This is a genomic window from Cupriavidus sp. FW305-27 (assembly GCF_058787995.1).
Genome location: NZ_JBYTAG010000095.1, coordinates 1 through 21,128 on the forward strand (window position 1 = coordinate 1; position 21,128 = coordinate 21,128).

19 protein-coding genes are annotated in these 21,128 nt (G+C 67.4%); 13 read left to right on the plus strand and 6 right to left on the minus strand.

Translation table 11 applies throughout. The features are described from left to right. Nucleotides 1-165 precede the first annotated feature (165 nt). The 5 genes from AC3WRI_RS30530 to AC3WRI_RS30550 are packed head-to-tail and all read left to right on the plus strand — an operon-like array spanning nucleotide 166 to nucleotide 4,275. Nucleotides 166-1,305 carry an acyl-CoA dehydrogenase family protein gene (locus tag AC3WRI_RS30530; protein ID WP_492294734.1) on the plus strand — a complete coding sequence of 380 codons (1,140 nt, stop codon included), beginning with the start codon at nucleotides 166-168 and terminating at the stop codon, nucleotides 1,303-1,305. 38 nt (nucleotides 1,306-1,343) lie between these two features. Further along, a complete protein-coding gene (locus tag AC3WRI_RS30535) occupies nucleotides 1,344-2,531 on the plus strand; it encodes a lipid-transfer protein (protein WP_010808909.1) in 1,188 nt (395 codons plus the stop codon). Nucleotides 2,532-2,555: 24 nt separating this feature from the next. Beyond that, the gene (locus AC3WRI_RS30540) at nucleotides 2,556-2,993 is read left to right on the plus strand and encodes a MaoC family dehydratase N-terminal domain-containing protein (protein ID WP_010808910.1); all 438 of its coding nucleotides are present in this window, start codon (nucleotides 2,556-2,558) and stop codon (nucleotides 2,991-2,993) included. Nucleotides 2,994-3,007: 14 nt separating this feature from the next. Continuing rightward, the gene (locus AC3WRI_RS30545; protein WP_010808911.1) at nucleotides 3,008-3,424 is read left to right on the plus strand and encodes a MaoC family dehydratase; all 417 of its coding nucleotides are present in this window, start codon (nucleotides 3,008-3,010) and stop codon (nucleotides 3,422-3,424) included. Nucleotides 3,425-3,450: 26 nt separating this feature from the next. Further along, nucleotides 3,451-4,275 (plus strand): SDR family NAD(P)-dependent oxidoreductase, encoded by an 825-nt coding sequence (locus AC3WRI_RS30550; RefSeq protein ID WP_010808912.1) that lies wholly within the window; start codon nucleotides 3,451-3,453, stop codon nucleotides 4,273-4,275. Between the two features lie 59 nt (nucleotides 4,276-4,334). On the opposite strand, the gene AC3WRI_RS30555 is transcribed toward AC3WRI_RS30550, so the two are convergent. Both AC3WRI_RS30555 and AC3WRI_RS30560 read right to left on the minus strand, forming a co-directional pair. Then, the gene (locus AC3WRI_RS30555) at nucleotides 4,335-5,210 is read right to left on the minus strand and encodes a pirin family protein (RefSeq protein ID WP_010808913.1); all 876 of its coding nucleotides are present in this window, start codon (nucleotides 5,208-5,210) and stop codon (nucleotides 4,335-4,337) included. Nucleotides 5,211-5,349: 139 nt separating this feature from the next. Beyond that, nucleotides 5,350-5,928, minus strand: coding sequence for an acyloxyacyl hydrolase (locus tag AC3WRI_RS30560; protein ID WP_010808914.1), 579 nt, complete (start codon nucleotides 5,926-5,928; stop codon nucleotides 5,350-5,352). Between the two features lie 235 nt (nucleotides 5,929-6,163). On the opposite strand from AC3WRI_RS30560, the gene AC3WRI_RS30565 reads away from it, so the two are divergent. The 6 genes from AC3WRI_RS30565 to AC3WRI_RS30590 all read left to right on the plus strand — a co-directional run bounded on the left by AC3WRI_RS30565 (nucleotide 6,164) and on the right by AC3WRI_RS30590 (nucleotide 12,653). Next, nucleotides 6,164-6,958, plus strand: coding sequence for a hypothetical protein (locus AC3WRI_RS30565; RefSeq protein WP_058696881.1), 795 nt, complete (start codon nucleotides 6,164-6,166; stop codon nucleotides 6,956-6,958). Continuing rightward, nucleotides 6,955-8,340 (plus strand): MFS transporter, encoded by a 1,386-nt coding sequence (locus AC3WRI_RS30570; RefSeq protein ID WP_492294736.1) that lies wholly within the window; start codon nucleotides 6,955-6,957, stop codon nucleotides 8,338-8,340. The genes AC3WRI_RS30565 and AC3WRI_RS30570 overlap by 4 nt, the downstream gene beginning before the upstream one ends. Before the next feature lie 89 nt (nucleotides 8,341-8,429). Further along, nucleotides 8,430-9,458, plus strand: a complete 1,029-nt coding sequence (locus AC3WRI_RS30575) for a TGS domain-containing protein (protein WP_492294738.1) — start codon at nucleotides 8,430-8,432, stop codon at nucleotides 9,456-9,458. A 119-nt stretch (nucleotides 9,459-9,577) separates the two neighbouring features. After that, the gene (locus AC3WRI_RS30580; RefSeq protein WP_010808918.1) at nucleotides 9,578-9,865 is read left to right on the plus strand and encodes a GYD domain-containing protein; all 288 of its coding nucleotides are present in this window, start codon (nucleotides 9,578-9,580) and stop codon (nucleotides 9,863-9,865) included. Nucleotides 9,866-10,260: 395 nt separating this feature from the next. Further along, entirely contained in the window at nucleotides 10,261-10,554 is a 294-nt protein-coding gene (locus AC3WRI_RS30585) for a hypothetical protein (RefSeq protein WP_010808919.1), read from the plus strand. A gap of 80 nt (nucleotides 10,555-10,634) precedes the next feature. Then, nucleotides 10,635-12,653, plus strand: a complete 2,019-nt coding sequence (locus AC3WRI_RS30590) for a thioredoxin domain-containing protein (protein ID WP_492294739.1) — start codon at nucleotides 10,635-10,637, stop codon at nucleotides 12,651-12,653. 79 nt (nucleotides 12,654-12,732) lie between these two features. Here the strand turns inward: AC3WRI_RS30590 and AC3WRI_RS30595 are convergent, their stop codons facing one another. Further along, nucleotides 12,733-16,647: an ATP-binding protein gene (locus AC3WRI_RS30595; RefSeq protein ID WP_492294741.1), complete on the minus strand. Its 3,915-nt coding sequence runs from the start codon at nucleotides 16,645-16,647 to the stop codon at nucleotides 12,733-12,735. 257 nt (nucleotides 16,648-16,904) lie between these two features. Between AC3WRI_RS30595 and AC3WRI_RS30600 the strand changes: the two genes are divergently transcribed. Beyond that, nucleotides 16,905-18,278 (plus strand): tetratricopeptide repeat protein, encoded by a 1,374-nt coding sequence (locus tag AC3WRI_RS30600; protein WP_010808922.1) that lies wholly within the window; start codon nucleotides 16,905-16,907, stop codon nucleotides 18,276-18,278. On the opposite strand, the gene AC3WRI_RS30605 is transcribed toward AC3WRI_RS30600, so the two are convergent. Then, nucleotides 18,172-19,059: a ShlB/FhaC/HecB family hemolysin secretion/activation protein gene (locus AC3WRI_RS30605; RefSeq protein ID WP_010808923.1), complete on the minus strand. Its 888-nt coding sequence runs from the start codon at nucleotides 19,057-19,059 to the stop codon at nucleotides 18,172-18,174. The genes AC3WRI_RS30600 and AC3WRI_RS30605 overlap by 107 nt on opposite strands. Before the next feature lie 339 nt (nucleotides 19,060-19,398). Here AC3WRI_RS30605 and AC3WRI_RS30610 point away from each other — a divergent pair, with 339 nt between their 5' ends. Beyond that, entirely contained in the window at nucleotides 19,399-19,752 is a 354-nt protein-coding gene (locus AC3WRI_RS30610) for a hypothetical protein (protein WP_010808924.1), read from the plus strand. Between the two features lie 31 nt (nucleotides 19,753-19,783). On the opposite strand, the gene AC3WRI_RS30615 is transcribed toward AC3WRI_RS30610, so the two are convergent. Both AC3WRI_RS30615 and AC3WRI_RS30620 read right to left on the minus strand, forming a co-directional pair. After that, complete coding sequence (locus AC3WRI_RS30615; RefSeq protein ID WP_011614975.1) at nucleotides 19,784-20,152, minus strand: hypothetical protein; 369 nt, start codon at nucleotides 20,150-20,152, stop codon at nucleotides 19,784-19,786. Further along, complete coding sequence (locus tag AC3WRI_RS30620) at nucleotides 20,149-21,066, minus strand: DUF2950 domain-containing protein (RefSeq protein WP_492294743.1); 918 nt, start codon at nucleotides 21,064-21,066, stop codon at nucleotides 20,149-20,151. The genes AC3WRI_RS30615 and AC3WRI_RS30620 overlap by 4 nt, the downstream gene beginning before the upstream one ends. Between the last annotated feature and the right edge of the window lie 62 nt (nucleotides 21,067-21,128).

Genomic DNA, 21,128 nt, shown 5'->3' on the forward strand with positions numbered 1-21,128 from the left:
CTCCCCAACGCCGCGCAACCCATGCGCGGCCGCCCCTTTGCTGTCTCCGGCCACCTGACGCGGGTGGTGTTCGCGGCCCCCTCCTCCCCGGTACCTTAGCGCCATACCAACGGCCGCATTGCTGGGCTGAGGCAACCTTTCGCAGACCGACATCCGGAGTACTCAATGGAAATCAACCGCAGCATCTATCGTGACGACCACGAGATGTTCCGCACCACCGTGCGCCGCTTCCTCGAACGCGAATGCCTGCCCAGGCAAGCCGAATGGGACAAGGCCGGCAAGGTCGACCGCGAGACCTGGCTCAAGGCCGGCCGCGAAGGCCTGCTGTGCGTGACGCTGCCGACCGAGTACGGCGGCGGCGGCGGCGACTTCGGCCACTCCGCCATCTATGCCGAAGAGTATGCCCGCGCCGGCCTGAGCGGGGTCGGCTTCGGCGTGCACTCCGACATCATCGCGCCGTATATCGCCCGCATCGGCAACGAGGAACAGAAGCAGCGCTGGCTTCCCAAGGTCTGCTCCGGCGAATACATCCTCGCCATCGGCATGACCGAGCCCGGCACCGGCAGCGACCTCAAGGCGATCCACACCACTGCCACCCGCGATGGCGACGAGTACGTGATCAACGGCAGCAAGACCTTCATCAGCAACGGCCTGAACGCCGACCTGATCATCATGGTCTGCAAGACCGACCCGACCGCCGGCGCGCGCGGCGTCAGCCTGATCGTGGTCGAAGCCGAGCGCGAGGGCTTCCGCCGCGGCCGCAAGCTGGACAAGGTCGGCCAGCACGCGCAGGACACCGCCGAGCTGTTCTTCGACAACGTGCGCGTGCCGGTGGCCAACCTGCTGGGCGAGGAAGGCAAGGGCTTTGCCTACCTGATGGCCGAACTGCCGCAGGAGCGCCTGTCGATCGCGGTCAGCGCCGCCGCCAAGCTGGAGGTCTGCCTGGAACACACGCTGGCCTACGTCAAGGACCGCAAGGCCTTCAGCCAGACCGTCTGGGACTTCCAGAACACCAAGTTCAAGCTGGCCGACATCAAGACGCAGGCGATCTCGGTGCGGCTGCTGGTCGACCACTACCTCGGCGAGCACATCCGCCGCCGCCTGACGCTGGAAGAAGCGGCCATCGCCAAGCTCCATGCGACCGAAGTTCTGGGCACCGCGCTGGACCAGATGGTGCAGCTGCACGGCGGCTACGGCTACATGATGGAGTACCCGGTGGCGCGCGCCTTTGCCGACATGCGCGTGACCCGCATCTACGGCGGCACCAGCGAAGTGATGCGCGATCTGATCGCGCGCAAGCTGTAAGCACTGACCCCAAGACAAACAATCATCGGAGCACACCTATGACTCGCAAGGTTTTCGTCGCCGGCGCCGGCATGATCCCGTTCAAGAAGCCGGGCAGCAGCGACACCTATGACGTGATGGGCGCAACCGCCGTGCGCCAGGCGCTGGAAGACGCCGGCCTTGGCTATGAGGACGTACAGCAGGCCTACGCCGGCTACGTGTATGGCGACTCGACCTGCGGCCAGAAGGCGCTGTACCAGGTCGGCATGACCGGCATCCCCGTCATCAACGTGAACAACAACTGCGCCACCGGCTCGTCGGCGCTGTTCCTGGCGCGCCAGGCGGTGCAGAGCGGCGCGGTGGACTGCGCGCTCGCGGTCGGCTTCGAGTTCATGCAGCCCGGCGCGCTGAAGTCGCGCTGGGACGACCGCGCCCCGGCGCTTGAGCGCGCCATCGGCCTGGTGGACGAACTGGTCGACCGCAAGGACCTGCCCAATGCCATCCGCCAGTTCTCCGGCGCCGGCAAGGCCCATATGGAAAAGTACGGCACCAGGCTGGAAACCTTCGCCAGGATCCGCGCCAAGGCCAGCCGCCACGCCGCCAACAACCCGCTGGCCGTATTCCGCAACGTGCTGACCACCGAGGACGTGCTGGCCGCGCCGGCGCTGTGGGAAGGCGTGCTCACGCGCCTGATGGCCTGCCCGCCAACCTGCGGCGCCGCTGCCGCCATCGTGGTGTCGGAGGAATTCGCGCGCAGGAAGGGCCTGAAGACCGACGTGCTGATCGCCGGCCAGTCGCTGACCACCGACCGCCCCAGCACCTACGACGCACGCGACATGATCCGCGTGGTCGGCTTCGGCATGACGCGCGAAGGCTCGCAGCAGGTGTATGAGCAGGCCGGCGTCGGCCCGCAGGACCTCGACGTGATCGAGCTGCACGACTGCTTCGCGCAGAACGAGCTGCTGACCTATGAAGGCCTCGGCCTGTGCCCGGAAGGCGGCGCCGAGAAGCTGGTCAACGACGGCGACAACACCTACGGCGGCAAGTGGGTGGTCAACCCGTCAGGCGGCCTGCTGTCCAAGGGCCATCCGCTGGGCGCCACCGGCCTGGCGCAATGCTACGAGATGGTCCAGCAGCTGCGCGGCACCGCCGACCAGCGCCAGGTGGAAGGCGCACGCCTGGCCCTGACGCACAACCTCGGCCTGGGCGGCGCCTGCGTGGTCACGCTGTACCAGAAGCACGCCTGAGCACACTGACACAGGAGTCCATCCATGATCGACAAGAAACACATCGGCAAGGTGGTGGCGGATTTCCGCGCCTGCGCACCGGCCAGCCAGCTGCGCTTCTTCGCCAAGGCCACCGGCCAGACCGATCCGGTCTATCTCGACGAAGCCGCCGCGCGCGACGCCGGCCACCCGGGCCTGCCGTTGCCGCCGACCTTCCTCTTTTCGCTGGAACTGGCCGGGCCGGCGACCGGCTGGCGAGATGAGCTGGGCATCCGCATCGACCGCATCCTGCACGGCGAGCAATCCTTTGCCTACCACCGCATGGCCTACGCCGGCGACACCCTGCACTTCAAGTCCACCATCGCCGACATCTACGACAAGAAGGGCGGCGCGCTGGAATTCGTAGTGCGCGAGACGCGCGTGACCAACCAGGATGGCGAGCACGTGGCAGACCTGCGCAGCGTGCTGGTGCATCGCACTTGAACCGGAGAACCCGCATGAGCAAACTAGGCTTCGACCAGGTCAAGGTAGGCGACACCCTGCCGCCGCTGACGCTGGAGCCGGTCAACCGCACCACGCTGGCGCTGTTCGCCGGCGCGTCGAACGACCACAACCCGATCCACATCGACATCGATTTCGCACGCAAGGCCGGCAACCCCGACGTGTTTGCCCACGGCATGCTGGCGATGGCCTGGCTGGGCCGCTTGCTGACGCAGTGGGTGGACCAGCGCCAGCTGCGCCAGTTCGGCGTGCGCTTTGTCGGCATCACCCACCTGGGCCATCGCATCACCTGCACCGGCCGCGTGGTGGAGAAGCTGGAAGTCGACGGCGAGAAGCGCGTCAGGCTGGAAATCCAGACTGCCAACCAGTATGGCGAAAGCAAGATCCTCGGCGACGCCGTCGTTGCCCTGTAAATCCAATCAAGCACAAGGAGTCTGAAATGGGAGCACTTGAAGGCAAGGTGGCACTGGTCACCGGTTCGGGCCGCGGCATCGGCAACGCCATCGCCATGCGGCTGGCACGCGAAGGCGCGCGCCTGGTCATCAATGACCTGGACGCCGAGCCGGCGCAACAGACCGTCGAGGAACTGAAGGCAATGGGCGTCGAAGCCGTGGCCTGCGTGGGCAACGTGTCCGCACCGGACTTTGCCGACCGCTTCATCAACACGGCGATGAGCAATTTCAAGAGCATCGACATCATCGTCAACAACGCCGGCTTCACCTGGGACGACGTGGTGCAGAAGATGAGCGACGAGCAGTGGTACGCCATCCTGGACTGCCACATGACCGCGCCGTTCCGCATCCTGCGCGCCGCCTACCCGCACATCAAGGCACTGGCCGCCGCCGACAAGGAAGCCGGCCGCGAGGTGTACCGCAAGATCGTCAATATCTCGTCGACCTCGGGCCTGAACGGCAATGCCGGCCAGATCAACTACTCCGGCGCCAAGGCCGGCGTGATCGGCATGACCCGCGCCATGGCGCGCGAGTGGGGCCGCTTCAACGTCAACGTGAATGCGGTGGCGTTTGGGCTGATCCACACCCGCATGACCTCGGCCGACGCCAAGGCCGGCGCCACGGTCAACATCGAAGGCCGTGAAATCCGCGTCGGGCTGAATCCGGAGATGCTGAAGTCGCACGCCCAGCGCAATCCGCTTGGCCGCGGGGGCACCCCGGAAGAAGCCGCGGGCGGCGTGTACCTGTTCTGCTCGCCGGATTCCAACTACATCACCGGCCAGGTGATCGCGGTCGCCGGCAACGTGCAGTAAATCCAGCCGCACCGAAGCGGGGGCTCGCGTTGGCGAGCCCCCGTTGCTGCAGCAGGCGCCTACCGGCCGCCCGCCGCGATGCTGCCGAAATGACCGCTGCTGAAGTCGCGGAAGGCATCGGCGATCTGCTCTTCAGTGTTCATCACGAACGGGCCATGGCCGACGATCGGCTCGTCGATCGGCTCGCCGCTGAGCAGCAGCACCACCGCGTCGGTGCTGGCTTCGATGTTCACATCCTCGCCGGCACCGTCCAGCACCACCATCTCGGCATCCCGCACCGTCGCCTCCGCGTTGACGGTGATCTTGCCGCGCAGCACCACCAGCGCGGTATGCCAGCCCTCCGGCAGCGCCAGCCGCGCGCTGGCACCCTGGTTCAGGCGCATATCCCACACATGCATCGGCGTGAAGGTGCGCGCCGGGCCGGCCTTGCCCGCGTACTCGCCGGCGATCACGCGCACCGTGCCGGCGCCATCGGGCATCGGCACCACCGGGATATCGCGGTCGACGATGGCCTGGTAGCCGGGCGTGGTCATCTTGTCGCGCGCCGGCAGGTTGACCCACAGCTGCACCATTTCCAGCGCGCCGCCGCTTTGCGTAAAGGCCGGCGAGTGGAATTCCTCATGCAGGATGCCGGCGCCCGCCGTCATCCACTGCACGTCGCCGGGGCCGATCACGCCGCCCTGCCCGGTCGAGTCGCGATGCGCGACCTCGCCCTTGTAGACGATGGTCACGGTCTCGAAACCGCGGTGCGGATGCTGGCCAACCCCGCGCGGGCGCTGCGTCGGCGTGAAGTCGGCCGGCCCGGCATAGTCCAAAAGCAGAAACGGGCTCAGTTGCTTGCCGTGGCTCATGTACGAAAACATCGAGCGCACCGGAAAGCCATCTCCGACCCAGTGCTGACGCGGTGCGCTGTAGACGCCCAGAATGCGCTTCATGTCTGATCTCCGAGTATGCCGACCGATAGCGGCAGGCAATGATCCATGGAGCAATGATAGGAGCTGCAGCCGGCGCGCGGTAGACCGTGGGATTGCAATGCAGTGTCCTGTGGCTGGAACGATGCCCGGCCGCCGTCCGTCAGAAGCGGTAGCGCACGTAGCCCATGCTGAAGTTGGTGCCGGGATTGGGCTGCCTGATGCCGGCATTGGACAGGTGCTGGAAGCGGTAGCCGATGGCAAGCCGCTGCGCCTTGCCGAAGGCAATGCCCACGCCGACCATGTCAGAGAACTGGAACGCCGAGCCCATGCGATGGCCGTCGGCGATCTCGGTATGGCTGAGCACGCGCAAACCCACGGAGGCTTCAACAAACGGCGTCGCGTACTCGCCCGCATAGCTGAGGCGGAAGATCGGTGACACGCCGAACTCCGTCAGCTGGCTCGACGGCCGGGACGACAGCGCCCGCCAGTTTGCGAGATTGACCTCGCCGTCCAGGGACAGCGCAAGGCGGCTTGACAGCTGCCACTGCACGATATCGTCCCAGCGCGCGGCCACTTCGTATTTTTCAACGCCGTGGCGGTTGTCGCGGCCATAGCCGCCCTGCATCGAGAAGGTTGCCGCGTCGGCGGCGGCCGGAAGCGCGCACAGGCAGGCCGCAAACGGAACGGCGGCAGCAAGGTGCGCCAGCCGGCTTGATGGGGTTGCTATCTTCACTGACATCCGTGGGTTTCGGGCAGCGTCGACGTGTATCGCGGCGCTGCCACTTTGTTTTGATCACGGCGCTCGAAGATAGCAGCCCTTCAGATTTGCGGAAGCCTGCCCGAAGCAAACACAGTGTTCCAATGCCGAAACAATGCGACGTCACGGCCAAGGAATTGGCAAAGCCACAGACAATTGTCGAAACTTGGTAGTACGCGGCTGTCACGGGGCCGCCCACAAGCGCAAGGAGGCCATCATGCGCGCCTGCCGACAAGCCCGCCCTGCCGCCAGGGCCGCCGCAGTCTGGCTGCTGGTGGCGGCCATGGCCACCGCGGCCTGGCTGCTGCCGCGCATCGCGCAGCCGCCGCAATACCATCGTTATGCCGACCCTTACGTCTGCTTCGGCACGCCCCACTGCCTCGACATCGGCTCCAATCTCCTGTTCCTGCTCGCGGGCGCGGCAGGCCTGCGCTATCTGGGCACCACGGCTGCCAGCCGTGCCTTTATCGCGCCGGCCGAGGCCTGGCCTTTCCGGCTGCTTTTCTTCGCCGTCTTCCTGGTTGGCCTGGGCTCCGCCTATTACCACCTTGCGCCGGACAACCAGCGGCTGGTGTGGGACAGGGCCCCGCTGGCGTTCGCGCTGATGTCCTGGCTGGGCGCCAACCTGTGCGAGCGGGTCAGCCTGAAGGCCGGCTTGCGGCTGCTGCCGCTGCTGCTGATCGCAGGGCCGGCCAGCGTCGCCTACTGGGCATGGAGCGAGGCCCGCGGCATCGGCGACCTGCGCCCTTATCTGCTGGTTCAGGCATCGGCCATGCTGGTGGTGCCGCTGCTGCTCTGCCTCTATGCGCCGCGCTACACTGGCGACCGGGATGTGCTGGCCATCACCGGCTGCTATGTGCTGGCCCTGGCTTGCGATGTGCTGGATCACCAGATCGCCGCGCTCACGGGGCTGGTCAGCGGGCACACGCTCAAGCACGTGTTCGCGGCGCTGGCCGTCTATGGCGTCTTGCTTCGGCTGAAGCGGCGCCGCATCGTGGAGGAAGGAACATGACCGTGCCCCAACTTGGTGGCCACGCTCGCGAGCCCAGCGAGCCCTCTGCCCTGGGCGTCGACGTACGGCCGCGCGAAGTGTGGGCATGGGCCATGTACGACTTTGCCAACTCTGGCTACACCACCGTGGTCATCACCGCGCTGTTCAATGCCTACTTCGTCGCCGTGGTGGCCGGCAATGCGTCCTGGGCCACGCTGGCGTGGACCGCGGCGCTTTCGCTCTCCTATGCGCTGGTGGTGCTAAGCGCGCCGCTGGTCGGTGCCTACGCCGACCTGCGCGCAGCCAAGAAGCCACTGCTTGCGGTGACGACGGCGGGTTGCGTGGTATTCACCGCCCTGCTCTATTTTGCGCAGCCCGGCACCCTTGGCCTGGCCATCCTGTGCGTGGTCCTGTCCAACTTCTTTTTCGGCAGCGGCGAAAACCTGATCGCAGCCTTCCTGCCGTCGCTTTCCACCACCCGGGCCCTGGGCAGGGTATCGGGCTGGGGCTGGAGCCTTGGCTATATCGGTGGCCTGGCCACGCTGGGCGCATGCCTGCTCTATGTCAACTGGGCCAGCGCACGCGGCCACGTCGCCAGCCAGTTCGTTCCCGTCACCATGCTGATCACGGCGGCCATCTTTGCCCTGGCGAGCCTGCCGACCTTCCTGCTGCTGCGCGACCGCGGCGCGCCACGGATCGCTGCGTCCGCGCCGGCTGGCGAACAGGCCTGGGCCAGGGTATGGCAACGCCTGGGCCAGCTGCGCCAGTTCAGGGACCTGCGCCGCTTCCTGCTGTGCACCCTGTTCTACCAGGCCGGCATCCAGGCAGTGATCACGCTGACCGCCATCTACGCCAACCAGGCCATGGGCTTCACCATGCAGCAGACCCTGACCCTGGTGCTGGTGGTCAACCTGACGGCGGCGGCCGGCGCCTTCCTGTTCGGCCCTGTGCAGGACCGCATCGGCCACGTGCGCGCCATTGCCCTGACGCTGCTGGGCTGGATCCTGACCATCCTGCTGGCGCACGCCGCGCGCGAAGCGCCGCTGTTCTGGCTTGCCGCCAACGTGGCCGGCCTGTGCCTGGGCGCCGCCCAGTCCGCGGGACGGGCCATGGTGGGGCTGCTGGCCCCGCCCTCGCGCGCGGCCGAGTTCTTCGGTCTGTGGGGCCTGGCGGTCAAGCTGGCCTCGATCGCCGGGCCGCTGACCTATGGCATGGCAAGCTGGCTGACGGGCGGCGATCACCGGCAGGCGCTGCTGGTCACCGGCAGCTACTTCGTGGTCGGGCTGGGCCTGCTGTGCGGGGTCAACACCATGCGGGGCCGGCGGGCTGCCTTGCGCGCTGAGCGGATGGTCGGGCTGGAGACCGGGTACGGAGCCGCCACTGCCGGCCCCGCTTGCCATTAGCAGCACGGACGGCAGACTAAAATGAAACTGCCCTTTGGCGATTGGATCGCTCTTTCGGCTTCCGGACGCTGAAGCTCTGGCGACAGCCCATGCCAGCAAACCTCACTCCAGAGTACAAGCAGGCCGAACAAGCCTATCGGCTGGCACGCCAGCCGCGCGAGCAGCTCGAATGCCTGAAGGAGATGCTCCGTGTCATCCCGAAGCACAAGGGGACGGAGCATCTGCAGGCCGATATCAAGTCGCGCATCAGGGAGCTCACGCAGGCATCTGCGGGCCACGGGAAGGCCGCTCACAGAGGGCCGGCACATGCGGTGCATGCCGAAGGCGCGGCCCAGCTCTGTCTGATCGGCCCGCCCGGCGCGGGAAAATCCAGCCTGCACGCAAGGCTGACAGGATCGGGCAGCGAGGTCGGAGCCTACCCCCACCCTACGCAGGTGCCGGTCCCCGCCATGTTGCCGTTCGACGACATTGCTTTCCAGCTGGTGGACCTGCCACCTGTATCGGTCGAATTCATGCAACCCGGGCTCACTGACATATTGCGGGCGACAGACGGCGTACTGTTGGTGGTCGACCTGAGCGCGCCAGACTGTACCGAACAGTTGGCGTTGATTCTGCGGCGCCTCGCCGAGGCAAAGATCATCCTGTCGGAGCGCTGGCCGGGTCAGGCCGACAGCCCTGGGGCGACGGCGGAACCGGCGGCTGACCCGTTCAGTGTTCACCTCCCTGCGCTGCTGCTGGCCAACAAGACCGATCTCGCCAACCCGGAAGACGCGGCCGTGCTCGAAGACCTGCTCGGTGTAAGCTTTCCGGCGCTCGCAACCTCGGCCATCGACGGGCGCGGACTGGCCGAGGTCGGACCGTTCCTTTTCAGGGCTCTGCGCATCGTGCGTGTCTACACCAAGGCACCCGGGAAACCTGTCGACCAGCGCCGGCCTTTTACGATGCGCCGCGGCGACACCGTGCTGGATGTCGCCTTGCAGGTGCACCCCGATCTCGCAAGTACGTTCAAGTTCGCCCGCATCTGGGGGAGTGGCAAGTTCAGCGGCCAGCAGGTGGGCGCCGATCATCCGGTAGCCGATGGGGACGTGGTGGAACTGCATTCGCAGGCGCATGGATGATCAAAGCCATCGTCGCAGCAGGCGAGCGCCGATGACATAGACTGAAAGACCTGCGGCCGGTTGTTCCCGCATGACTGCCGTGCCGGTTTGCGGAGCAATTTCTTGCACGGAGGTATGCCATGACTACATACGTCATCCTCAGCCGTCTCGCTCCTGATGCGTTCACGGATCCCAAGGACATGAAGCAGCTCGCCGCCACGGTGGCCGAGAAAATCAAGTCTGAATGCCCTGCCGTCACCTGGAAGGACAGCTATCTGACACTCGGGCGCTTTGACGTCGTGGACATTGTCGAGACGGACGACCTGAAGCAGCTCGAGCGGGCGGCGTTGATCATCCGGGGCTATGGACACGCCGCGACCGAGACGCTGCAAGCGACGCCGTGGGACGAGTTCATCGCGGCCCTGTAGCGCAGATCGATGGAACAGGCGGCTCGCGCACAGCCAGATTCAGGTTGACCTGATCGTCGGCTGCCCTATACTTAAAGTGCTGGCTGAGACACGCTTGAGTAAAGCGAAGGTAGGTCAGCCAAACGATCATGCTTCCTGGATGATCTGCCAGATGAAGCGTGATCGTGCAGGCCACATATGCCTGCAGGTCCGGACCGGATCATAAGTTGCTGACCCGGTTCGGATGCACCCAGATTGAAGTGCTGAGCACCTGTGGAAGGTGCTCTTTTTATTGGCGGCATACGGGGCGACGTTGACCACTCGCCTCGCGCGCCGCCATTGAGCGATTCGGGTAATGCAAAAGTGGACGGATCAGATCAGAGCCGTACCTGATCCGAACTGAAACAAGGAGTCGCATGCGCGCCCGCTCACGCCCTCCCGACGCCGGCTACCGCTGGCTGTGGCAGCTGTCTGCCGCCGGCTGGGGTCACTGCGGCCTGGCCTATGTCAGCGGCGCGCTGCTCGCACCGCGCTGGTGGCCTGCAAGAGAGGCCATGCCCCTGCGCGACCGGTATTCTTCGCGGCGCACGGCGCTGGTGCTGTACACCTTCGCCTATCGTGGCGGTGGAGCACCCGCCGGCACCATGCCACCGCGCGATGGCTTTACCTGGCGGCACCAGTGCTGGTCACAAGGGGTTGGGGTGGCCTGATGCCGGAAACCCGCCACGCGCTTGCCGGGCGCCCTGTTCTGCGCCACAGTGGTCCCACCGGGCCCAGGCTGGAGACCAAGATGACAAACCGGCTCGCCACAGAAACCTCGCCTTACCTCCGGCAACACGCGGAGAATCCTGTCGACTGGTATCCCTGGTGCGAAGAGGCGTTTCGCCGCGCGCGCGACGATGACAAGCCGGTCCTGCTTTCCGTCGGCTACGCCACCTGCCATTGGTGCCACGTCATGGCGCACGAATCGTTCGAGAATCCCCGGATCGCCGGCCTGATGAACGATCGGTTCATCAGCATCAAGGTCGACCGGCAGGAGCGTCCCGATCTCGACGACATCTACCAGAAAGTCCCCCAGATGATGGGACAGGGCGGCGGCTGGCCGCTGACGGTATTCCTGACGCCGCAAGGAGAGCCATTCTACGGCGGCACCTACTTTCCGCCCGATGACCGCTATGGCCGCCCCGGGCTCGCGCGCGTGCTGCTGAGCCTGAGCGAAGCCTGGACGCATCGCCGCGAGGCACTGCGCGACACCATCGAGCAGTTTCAGCAGGGGTTCCGGCAACTGGACGATACGGTCCTGAGCCGTGAAGACGCGGAAGAAGCCGCGGAAGTCCAGGATCTGCCCGCGCAGACAGCCCTCGTCCTCGCGCGCAATACGGACCCGACCCATGGCGGCCTGGGCGGAGCGCCCAAGTTTCCCAACGCAAGCGCGTACGACCTCGTGCTGCGCATCTGTCAGCGCACGCATGAACCCGCGCTGCTTGATGCGCTGGAGCGCACGCTCGACGGCATGGCGGCCGGCGGCATCCATGACCAGCTCGGCGGTGGCTTCGCCCGCTACAGTGTCGACGAACGCTGGGCCGTGCCCCACTTCGAAAAGATGCTTTACGACAACGGCCAGCTCGTCACGCTCTACGCCAACGCCTATCGCCTGACGGGAAAGCAAGCCTGGCGCCGCGTATTCGAGGGAACGATCGCGTACATTGTGCGGGACATGACGCACCCCGACGGCGGCTTCTATGCCGGCGAAGATGCCGACAGCGAAGGCGAGGAAGGCCGCTTTTATGTCTGGACAGCGCCCGAGGTGAAGGCAGTCCTGGGCGAATCCGAGGGAGCCCTGGCGTGTCGCGCCTACGGCGTGACCGAAGGCGGGAACTTTGAACCCGGCAGATCGGTGCTCCAGCGTGCCGTCACGCTGACTCCCCTGGAGGAGGCACGGCTGGAAGGCTGGCGCGAGCGGCTGTTGGCTGCGCGCGCCCAGCGCGTGCGCCCCGGGCGCGACGACAACATTCTCGCCGGGTGGAACGGTCTCATGATCCAGGGACTCTGCGCCGCTTACCAGGCAACGGGCAACCCCGCACACCTCGCCGCCGCAAGGCGTGCCGCCAGCTTTATCCAGGACAAGCTCACCATGCCGGACGGCGGTGTGTATCGGTACTGGAAGGACGGCACAGTCAAGGTGCCAGGGTTCCTGGAAGACTATGCCTTTCTGGCTAACGCGCTGATCGACCTCTACGAATCCTGCTTCGACAGGCGATACCTTGATCGCGCAGCCGAACTCGTGGCGCTCATCATCGATAAGTTCTGGGACGACGGGCTGTATTTCACGCCCAATGATGGCGAGCCATTGATACACAGGCCTCGCGCGCCGCACGACGGCGCCTGGCCGTCCGGCATTTCAGCCAGCGTGTTCTCCTTCCTGCGCTTGCATGAACTCAGCGGCGAGGATCGCTATCGTGACCTCGCCGAGCACGAATTCCAGCGCTACCGGGCTGCCGCCAGCGCGGCCCCGGCCGGCTTCGTGCACTTCCTGGCCGCCGCGGACTTCGCGCAGCGCGGCGCGTTCGGGATCATTCTTGCCGGCGACAAGGCGGCGGCCGCCGCCTTGGTGGAAAGCGTTCACCGCACCTATCTTCCGGCACGCGTTTTGGCATTCGCCGAAGATGTTCCCGTCGGCCAGGGGCGGCTCCCGGTGGACGGCCGGCCGGCAGCCTACGTGTGCCGCCATCGCGCCTGTAGCGCGCCCGTGACCAGCGGCGAGGCACTGCTTGAACGCTGCGCGGGGTTGACGGTGAGCCCTCAGTGAATCTGCATACCACGCATGGCATGAATCCGCTCATGATGCCTGCTGCTACAGGCGTTATCTGCGAGCGCAGGAATTTCGATCAGGACCGGCCTGACGCGTCCGACTCGATACGCGATGTCGCTGCCAGCCTCTCCAGTGCAGCATCGATGGCACCCAGGGACTCATTCAGACCTGCCGCATGCGCCTCGTCCCTGAGCAGCCGTAATCGGGCAAAAAGGGGCGGCGTGGTCCCGGCCCCCTGTTCCCGTCCGGCGCATATCAAGGCGCGGCCCCTGCGGATCAGAAAGTCTCCCCACGGAAACGGCTCATGCTGCATGTAATCCTGCAGCGCTGCCAGGTAGCGTTCGGCTTCCTGCCACCGGCGCGCCGCCAGTGAAACGTCGATCGCAGCTTCGAGCAGATCGACGTGGCAATGGCTCACGCAGCCCTGGGCCAGAATGGCCTCGCCCTGGCGCAGGGCGTCGAGCTGCTTGTCCGGATCGCGCGTAGTGCGCGCCAGGAAGGCCAGCACGGTTGGCCCTGAATACCGCACGCCGCTGGCGTGGCTCAGTTGCAGCGCCTCGTCGAGCACGGACTCCGCCTCCTCCACCTGGCCGAGCGCGCCAATGGCGAGGCCAAGCCGCGCCAGCACTTCCGCCTCGAAGCGCCGGGCCCCAAGCCGGCGCGTCAGCGCCAGTGCCAGCCGCGCGTGCGCTTCGGCACCCGGCCAGTCGCCGGCGAGCTGTGCGGTCGACGCCATCACGTCGTAGGCCAGCATCTCGCTGCGCGCATCGCTGATCCGCCGCGCCAGGCGCAGCCCTTCCTCGCAGCTGGCCTGCGCGGCCGCAAGTTCGTTGCGGAACAGTTCCACCGCGCCCACCATCGGCAGGTTGGCACATTCGATGCGGATGAAGCCGTGCGCCCGCGCCAGCTCGACGCAGCGGACAAAATGCGCATGCGCGGTCAGCATGCGGCCTTGCTGGTAGTACGCATCACCGAGGCCGCCCAGCGCACGCGCCTCGCCCAGCACCGATCCGGCCGCCCTCGCATGGCTGAGGGCGCGCTGGTGGGCGGCGAGGCACTCTTCCATGTCGCCCTTCGGGAAATAGAGATTGCCGCGCAGCGATTCGATCTCGGCCAGCCGCTCGGGCTGGCCCAGCGCGGCGGCGGCCTGCTCCGCCTCGCGCAGCGCCGCCAGGGCTTCGTCATAGCGGTCGAGCAGGCGCAAGGCGGCCGCCGTGCCAAGCCACACCCGGGCCCGCTGTGCCGCATCGCTCGCCAGCAACTGCGCTTGCCGGAACGCCTGCAGCGATTGCGTCGGCAGGCCCAGGTCAAGTGCCAGCTCGCCGTGCAGGCAGGCAAGCGTGTGCCTGCAGGCGTCGCCGCTATCCAGGCGCTGCGCACGCTCGACCAGGCGCAATGCGCGCTCGCCGCGGAAGTGCGCCGCCTCATGGCGCGCCGCGGCGGCATAGGCCTCGGGCGCGCCGGGATCGCCTGCGGCATCCAGGTGCTCGGCCGCCAGCGCCGGATTCCGGCCTTCGTACCAGGCGGCCGCGCGCCGGTGCAGATTCTGCCGCCGCGACTTGAGCAGCGAGGCGTACACCGCCTCATGGATCAGCGCGTGCATGAACAAATAGTCTTCGCCTTCCGGCCGGGCCATGGCTTCCTGCACCAGGCGCTCGCAAGCGTACGCGGGGTCCTCGAGCAAATGCCGCAGCGCGGCCGGGCCAAAGCGCTGGCCCAGTACGGCAGCGGCCTGCAGCGCCTGGCGGTCGGCGGTAGAGAACCGGTCCATCCGCGCCAGCACAATGCTCTGCAGCGTGCCGGGCAACTCGTCCGCACCCGCCTCCGCGCCGCGCAGCAATTGGTCGAGAAACAGCGGATTGCCCTCAGCCCGGCGAATGCAGGTAGCGGCCACGGCAGGATCGACCTGGCGATGGCAGGCTGCCAGTTCGTGCGCCTCGGCATCGTCGAGCGGCCCGAGGTCGATGGTGGTCAGTGATGCTCCCTGGCTGGTCGCCCGCCAGGCCGCATCGAGCGGGTCATGCTCGGGCCGTACGGTCAGCACCAGGATCAGCGCATGGCTGCGGGTTGCCGCGGCCAGCTGCGCCAGGCAATCGAGCACCGTGCGCTCGGCCCAGTGGACGTCTTCGACCACGATCAACTGCGTGCGCACCACGCTGCGGCGGGTGGCCAGCGTCACCATCAATCGCTGTGCGCCGCGTTGCCGGCTGGCGGCGTCCATCGCGGCCAGTGCAGCGGCCTGCTCCTGGGACTGGGGCTGCTCGAACATGTCGCGGGCGAACCCAAGCTCATCCTCGCCGAGTTGCCAGGCCGCGAGCGCTTGCTCGATGGCCGCGCCTGTCGCTGCTTCGGCGGCGGCGCCATCCGCGCCCGTGCGAGGCGCGACGCCCAGCAGATTGCGCGCGAGCATGCGCAACGGATCGCCGCCGCTGCCGGCACCGAAGTCGAGCACCAGCGCCCGGTGTGCCTCCAGGCCATGCTCGCGCGCCAGCGCGACGAAGCGGTCGGCGAGCCGGCTTTTGCCGATGCCGGCCTCGCCGCGGATCAGCACGACCCGGCCATGGCCGGAACGCAGGCAGCTGTCGGCAACGCCGGCGAGCTGGGCCAGCTCCGCTTGCCGCCCGACGAACGCGTGCTGCGCCGGCGCCTGTTCCACCCCGAGAAAGCGCCGCACGCGCCAGAGCGGAATCGGTTCGGCCACGCCGGGGAGCACGGCGTGCGCCACGCAGTCCGCTTCCAGGCGTCCGGGCAGCGCCTGGTAGACCCGATTCGACACCATGGTTGCGCCAGGCTCGGCGCGCTCCATCGCCTGCAAGGCCACGCTAACCGGCCCGCCGGTCAGCGTCATGCCGCTTTCGCGGCAGGCGGCCAGCACCTGGCCGCTGGCCAGGCCTACGCGCGCCAGCAGCCTGGCGTTGGCGGATTCCGCCAGCCGCGCCAGACCGGCATGCAGCGCCCCGGCGGTATGCAGGGCGCGCTCGGCGTCGTTCCCATGCGCCACCGGAACGCCAAACACGATGGTCAGCCGGGTGCCGATTTCATCGGTGATATGGCCGCCGCAGGCGCTGGCCAATGCCCTGGCATGCTGGCGCCAGCGCGCAAGGGCATCGTGCAATGGCTCGGGCTCCAGGCCAGCGCTGCCATCGTCCAGGCTGGCTACCAGGACCACTGCGTGGCGCAGTTGCGGCTCGGCAGCCATCACGGCGCAAGCAGGTGGCACCGCGGCACCGTCGTCACCGGCCGCAGCCATGCCAGCCACCGGCTCGCGGCGGGCCCGCAGCATTGCCTGGTACAGCGCCTCGGTCTCGGGCTCAGGCGATACCCCGAGTTCGCGTTGCAGTGTCGCCCGGCACAAGCGGTATTGCTTGAGCGCCAGCGCCTGCCGGCCCTGGCGCTCATACAGCCGGATCAGCGTCCGGTGCACGTCTTCCTGCAACGGATCGAGGGCAAGGAGCCGGGTGGCAGTGGCGATGGCCCGCTCTGTCTCGCCAGCCTGCTCGTGGTGCGCCAGCAACCTGGCCATGACCGCCAACGCCACGCCGCGCAGACGCTCGCGTTCGATCGCCAGCCAGTGGTCGAACGCCGGCGCGGCGGCATGAAAGCCCTCCAGCAAGTCACCCCGGTACAGCGCCGCGGCGCGCTCCAGCGACGCGGGCGTGGCTTCCCGGGCACACTGCTCGAACTCGCACACGTCGACCCCGATCTCGCCTAGCGTCACGCTGTCGCCTTCTGCCAGCACCACGTGCTGGCCAGCTTCTTCCAGTGCGCGCCGCGCCGCGCTGAGTGCCTGGCGCAGGCTGCTGCGCGCCTGCTCGGTATTGCTTTCGGCCCAGCACAGTGCGGCCAGCTTGTCGCGCGGCTGGGCGCGCCCTTGCGCCAGCGCGAGATAGGCCAGCACGGCGCGCGCCTTGCGGGCAGAAAGCGAAATCGGCGTTCCGTCTGCAGAACTCAGCTGGAAGCCGCCGAACAGGTCAAGACGGGCACGGGCCATGATAGGGAAACCGGAAAACCCATCATTTATAGGCGACGGCACGGGCCAACGCGCGCCTCGCCAGCGCAAAGAGATGAAGCCGGTACTTCCTTGGCCTGCCGCAATTTTCACGCTTCTTTCACGCTGGATTGCCGGGCCCGTTCACGGCGGCTCCCTAGTATGACGACAACCCCGGGCCGCGTGGCTCCGACATAGCGGACGAACAGGGGCTGCCATCGAGGCAAGGGCTGCCTCGGTCACACTGGAAGGATTGCGTCATGACACATACTGACTCGCGCGGTGTTTCGGTCTCGAGCACCAACACCAACTCGCTGGAGCGCTTCGAAGCCGCCCTGGAATTGCTGCATGGCTACTATGGCGACCCGCTTACGGTGATCGACCATGCCCTGGCCGACGATCCGGGCTTCGTGATGGGCCATGCGATGCGCGCGGGGATGATGATCACGGCTGGCGATGGCACCGTGGAGCCGATGCTCAGGCAGAGCGTCGAGGCAGGCGAAGCGCTGTCCGCCAGCGCCAACGAGCGCGAGCGCCGGCATATCGCGGCGGCACGCGCCTGGCTGGATGGCCACTTCGCTCGCTCGATCCAGCTGTACGGCGACATCGTGGTCGACTATCCGCGCGACAGCCTGGCGCTGCAGATCGCCCATATCGGGGATTTCCTGCTCGGGCAGTCCACCCTGCTGCGCGACCGCATCGCCCAGGTGCTGCCCCACTGGACTACGCGCGTACCCGGCTTCGGCTACGTCCTGGGCATGCATGCGTTCGGCCTGGAGGAAACGAACTTGTACGAGCAAGCGGAGGAACGCGGCCGCTTCGCCCTGGAACTGAACCCGCGCGATCCCTGGGCCATTCATGCGGTCGCCCACGTGATGGAAATGCAGGGCCGCCAGGATGAAGGCATCGACTGGCTGAGCGGGCGCGCCGCCGACTGGTCGCAGGACAATATGATGGCCGTGCACAACTGGTGGCACCTGGCGCTGTTCCATCTCGAACTCGGCCATACCAGGCAGGTGCTGGACATCTACGACGCGCATATCCGCGAGAACCACTCCGCGGTGGCGCTGGAGCTGATCGATGCCTGCGCCATGCTGTGGCGCCTGCACCTGCGCGGCATCGACGTGGGCGAGCGCTGGAACGAAGTCGCCGACACCTGGCAGGCACGCGGCGCCGAAGGCTACTACGCCTTCAACGATACCCATGCCGCCATGTCCTATCTCTGCGCCGGGCGCGACAGCGCCCTGGCCGGCCTGCTTGCCGGCATGCGCGCTGCGGCAGGTGGCAGTGGCTCCAACGCGATGATCACCCGCGAGGTCGGCCTGCCGGTGACCGAGGCCCTGCTCTCCTTCTCGCGGCAAGACTACGACCACGCCATCGAGCTGCTGCTGCCGGTGCGCCAGATCGCGCATCGGTTCGGCGGCAGCCATGCCCAGCGCGATCTCATCAACCTGACGCTGATCGAGGCGGCGTTGCGAGGCCAACGCGCCAACCTGGCCTGCGCGCTGGCGGCCGAGCGCATGGAACTCAAGCCGATGAACCCCAGCCTGAGCAAGCTGGTGCAGCGCGCTTCAGCGCTCCAGCGCGAAGCGGCGGACGGCCAGGGGGAGGCAGTCGCGGCGAAGGTGGCGTAGCGGAAACCCGACAGGTCGATATCGCCGTCAAGGTGCAGGTCGCCGTCCGGCGTGGCGCTGACGATCTCGACTCCGGGGCGCAGATGACGCCCAGCTGGCCGCGCTCGGTCTGGGTGAAGCCCGCATAGGCAAGCGTGATCGGCGCGTACTTGAGCGGCACGGTGTCGCCGGCATTGCCCAGGCGCGTGACCTCTTCGTTGTCCTTGAAGTCCACGCCCAGGCTCAGCGTATGCCACCATGCCCCGGTGTCCGGCACGGTATAGGTGCCGCGCAGGCCGACGGCGTGGCCCGTGCCCAGCACGCTGGTGCCGTTCACCGTGGCCACGTTGCTGTCGGAAAGATAGCCCGACGCCTCCACGCTCCAGTTGCTGCCGCGGATCGGCGCCACATAGGAGCCGGACCACACCTGGGTCTGGTTCAAATCCTGTGGCGCGCCGAAGAAGCTCACTGAGGCGCTATGGCCCAGCTGCCAGAGGTTGTCGTGGCCCAGCGAGGCGAAGGCGCGCAGCTCCTTCGTATCGGCGCTGTAGTCGTTGTTCAGGCCAACGCTGGCGCGCCACGGACTGCTGTCGTCGACCTTCAGGTCGACGACCATGGTGCCCGGCATCGCGCCCTGCCACACCAGCGCCACCACCTGGCGCTTGGCACTACGGTTCAACGCAGTCAGCTCTGTCTGCGCCTGCGTGAAATCAGGCACCACGCCTTCCGCCAGCGCCGGCACCTGCTCGCGCACCTCCCGCGGCGAGTTGTACTCGGCACCGACCACGCGCACGCGGCCCACGCGGGGTCATGCATTGGATTGACTCAAGCTTCTTGTTCGAATCGATTGCCGCCGCGCCCCTGCCGCAACGCCCTGACCAAGGGCACGGCAGGCGCGCATCCGATCGCAGGACATGATGGCGTGCCCTCATGTCAGCATTGCGCACGGTGCCTAGACGGACGGCACTGGCGCCGCCTGTCGTTTGTCACAAAAGATTCATCGAGGACGAAGGAGGGAGGCGTGGGGACAGAGTCAACGGCAAATCCCTGCGCGAGGATGGTCCCCGCGAGCGCAGCCTGCTGGCTATACTGCAGCGGCTTCGCCGGCGTCCTGCCTGGCGGCCAACGAAGGAGGTATCGGATGCGGACCTGGCTGACGCTATGCGCCGTTGCGGCGCTTGGACTGGTCGACATGGTACCCGCCGCCGCTGCGGGACCCGCGCCCTGCGTCGAGGTCGAGGTCAACGGCGAGCGCGCGCCTTCGTTCCCGTGCCTGACGCAGAAGCTGCAACCTGCCAACGCAGGCAGGCCGGCACGGCCTGACAGCGGACTGGCGGCCGAGGCGATCGCGCAGCGGCCCTCGAACCAGCTCGGCCTTTATAACGAGGCGGCCACCAGCCATCGCATGGGCAACACCTTCGGCACGTCGGTGTATCCGCAGCGCCCGGCCAGTCCGGCGCCGGGGGCGCCGGTCATTCCGCGCGCGCAGCCTTGACTGGTAGCCGGCAACGGCGGCGCAGCGCGCCTCAGCGGCCCATGCGCGCGTCGTAGCTGCGCGAGATGCGCTCCAGCAGACGCGGATCCGACGGGTCGGTGCCGTCGAACTGCACCCGCACCGTGCCGTCGGCCTGGCGGCGCACGCTGGCCCTCACCGGCAGGTTGTTGCGGGTTCCTTCCACCGTGCCGGCCACGGCATCCTCGGTGCTGATCGCCACGCCCTGGTCGCGCATGGCGCCGGCGGCCGCGGCAAAGGCGCGGTCGTAACGGCTGGGCTGCAGCCCCGGGTAGGTGGTCGGGACCACCTCGGCAGGGTAAGGGTAGGGATAGCATGCCGTCAGCACCGGCATTGCGGCGAACACGGCGACGCCCGCCAGGAGCCCGAGCCCATGCTTCATGGCGTCACCTTGCTCCAGCCAGGGCCGGGATCGAAGGTCTTGGTCGCCGCGGCCTTGCCGGCGCTGTCGGGCCCCAGGTCGCGCTCATAGACCTGGCCATCGTGGCTGACCATGAAGCTCTTCACGCCGGTATCGCCATACCGCACCGGCCAGGCCAGCACGGCGAAGCCGCCGAACAGCTTGCCATTGACGACATAGTTGTACGCGCCGCCGGGTGCGTTGGGGCCCTGCGCGGTCAGCAGCTTGTAGTGATAGCCGTAGTAGCCGCCCTGCCCGGGGTTGCGCTGGCCGGCCGTGAGGAACGCGGCCCCGAGCGGGCTGGGCGGTGCGCCATCCGATGTCGGCCAGTACAGCCCGTCCTGCTTGCCCGGCGTACTCGCAAGCTTGCCCGCGTAGGCCAGCAGGCCGTCGCCGTCATGGTCGGTCCGGGCGTATTCGCGCTGGGCGTCATAGACCGCGAGCATGGCCTGGATCACCGCGAGTTCATTGCGGCCGATGCGGCGTATGCGCATCTCGTCGACCCCGGCACGCGTATCGAACTGCCAGCCCTTCGATGTCTTCACCAGCGGCACTGGCAGGGTCCAGCCGTCATTGCCTACGGCGATGCGGGCATGGCTGTCGCCCTCTGGCTTGACCGCATGCGAGATCCGCCAGGCCTCGAGAAAGCGGTATCGGATGTCGGCGCCGACTGGCGGGATCAGGTCGTGGAACCTGGCGCCCAGCAGCACCTTCATGGCATCGTCGTCGCTGGTGGCGACCGCCTCGCCAAAGGCGTTCATGGCGGCCTCGGGGGTTTTGAAGGGCTTCTGCGCGTGCGCGGCGTGAATGCCGGCAACGGTCAGCGCAAGCGCAAGCGCCAGCGCGCAGGCCAGGCGGCCAGGCAGGGATCGGGCAAGGCTTAGTGGTGACGTCATGATCGAGGCTCCCTGGTCCGCTAGCGCCTGCCACCGCGTCCGCCACCGCCACGGCCCCCGCC

Coding starts and splice junctions, on each gene's coding strand:
- AC3WRI_RS30530 (WP_492294734.1), top strand. CDS start 166: ATGGAAATCAACCGCAGCATCTATCGTGACGACCACGAGATGTTCCGC.
- AC3WRI_RS30535 (WP_010808909.1), top strand. CDS start 1,344: ATGACTCGCAAGGTTTTCGTCGCCGGCGCCGGCATGATCCCGTTCAAG.
- AC3WRI_RS30540 (WP_010808910.1), top strand. CDS start 2,556: ATGATCGACAAGAAACACATCGGCAAGGTGGTGGCGGATTTCCGCGCC.
- AC3WRI_RS30545 (WP_010808911.1), top strand. CDS start 3,008: ATGAGCAAACTAGGCTTCGACCAGGTCAAGGTAGGCGACACCCTGCCG.
- AC3WRI_RS30550 (WP_010808912.1), top strand. CDS start 3,451: ATGGGAGCACTTGAAGGCAAGGTGGCACTGGTCACCGGTTCGGGCCGC.
- AC3WRI_RS30555 (WP_010808913.1), bottom strand. CDS start 5,210: ATGAAGCGCATTCTGGGCGTCTACAGCGCACCGCGTCAGCACTGGGTC.
- AC3WRI_RS30560 (WP_010808914.1), bottom strand. CDS start 5,928: ATGTCAGTGAAGATAGCAACCCCATCAAGCCGGCTGGCGCACCTTGCT.
- AC3WRI_RS30565 (WP_058696881.1), top strand. CDS start 6,164: ATGCGCGCCTGCCGACAAGCCCGCCCTGCCGCCAGGGCCGCCGCAGTC.
- AC3WRI_RS30570 (WP_492294736.1), top strand. CDS start 6,955: ATGACCGTGCCCCAACTTGGTGGCCACGCTCGCGAGCCCAGCGAGCCC.
- AC3WRI_RS30575 (WP_492294738.1), top strand. CDS start 8,430: ATGCCAGCAAACCTCACTCCAGAGTACAAGCAGGCCGAACAAGCCTAT.
- AC3WRI_RS30580 (WP_010808918.1), top strand. CDS start 9,578: ATGACTACATACGTCATCCTCAGCCGTCTCGCTCCTGATGCGTTCACG.
- AC3WRI_RS30585 (WP_010808919.1), top strand. CDS start 10,261: ATGCGCGCCCGCTCACGCCCTCCCGACGCCGGCTACCGCTGGCTGTGG.
- AC3WRI_RS30590 (WP_492294739.1), top strand. CDS start 10,635: ATGACAAACCGGCTCGCCACAGAAACCTCGCCTTACCTCCGGCAACAC.
- AC3WRI_RS30595 (WP_492294741.1), bottom strand. CDS start 16,647: ATGGCCCGTGCCCGTCTTGACCTGTTCGGCGGCTTCCAGCTGAGTTCT.
- AC3WRI_RS30600 (WP_010808922.1), top strand. CDS start 16,905: ATGACACATACTGACTCGCGCGGTGTTTCGGTCTCGAGCACCAACACC.
- AC3WRI_RS30610 (WP_010808924.1), top strand. CDS start 19,399: ATGCGGACCTGGCTGACGCTATGCGCCGTTGCGGCGCTTGGACTGGTC.
- AC3WRI_RS30615 (WP_011614975.1), bottom strand. CDS start 20,152: ATGAAGCATGGGCTCGGGCTCCTGGCGGGCGTCGCCGTGTTCGCCGCA.
- AC3WRI_RS30620 (WP_492294743.1), bottom strand. CDS start 21,066: ATGACGTCACCACTAAGCCTTGCCCGATCCCTGCCTGGCCGCCTGGCC.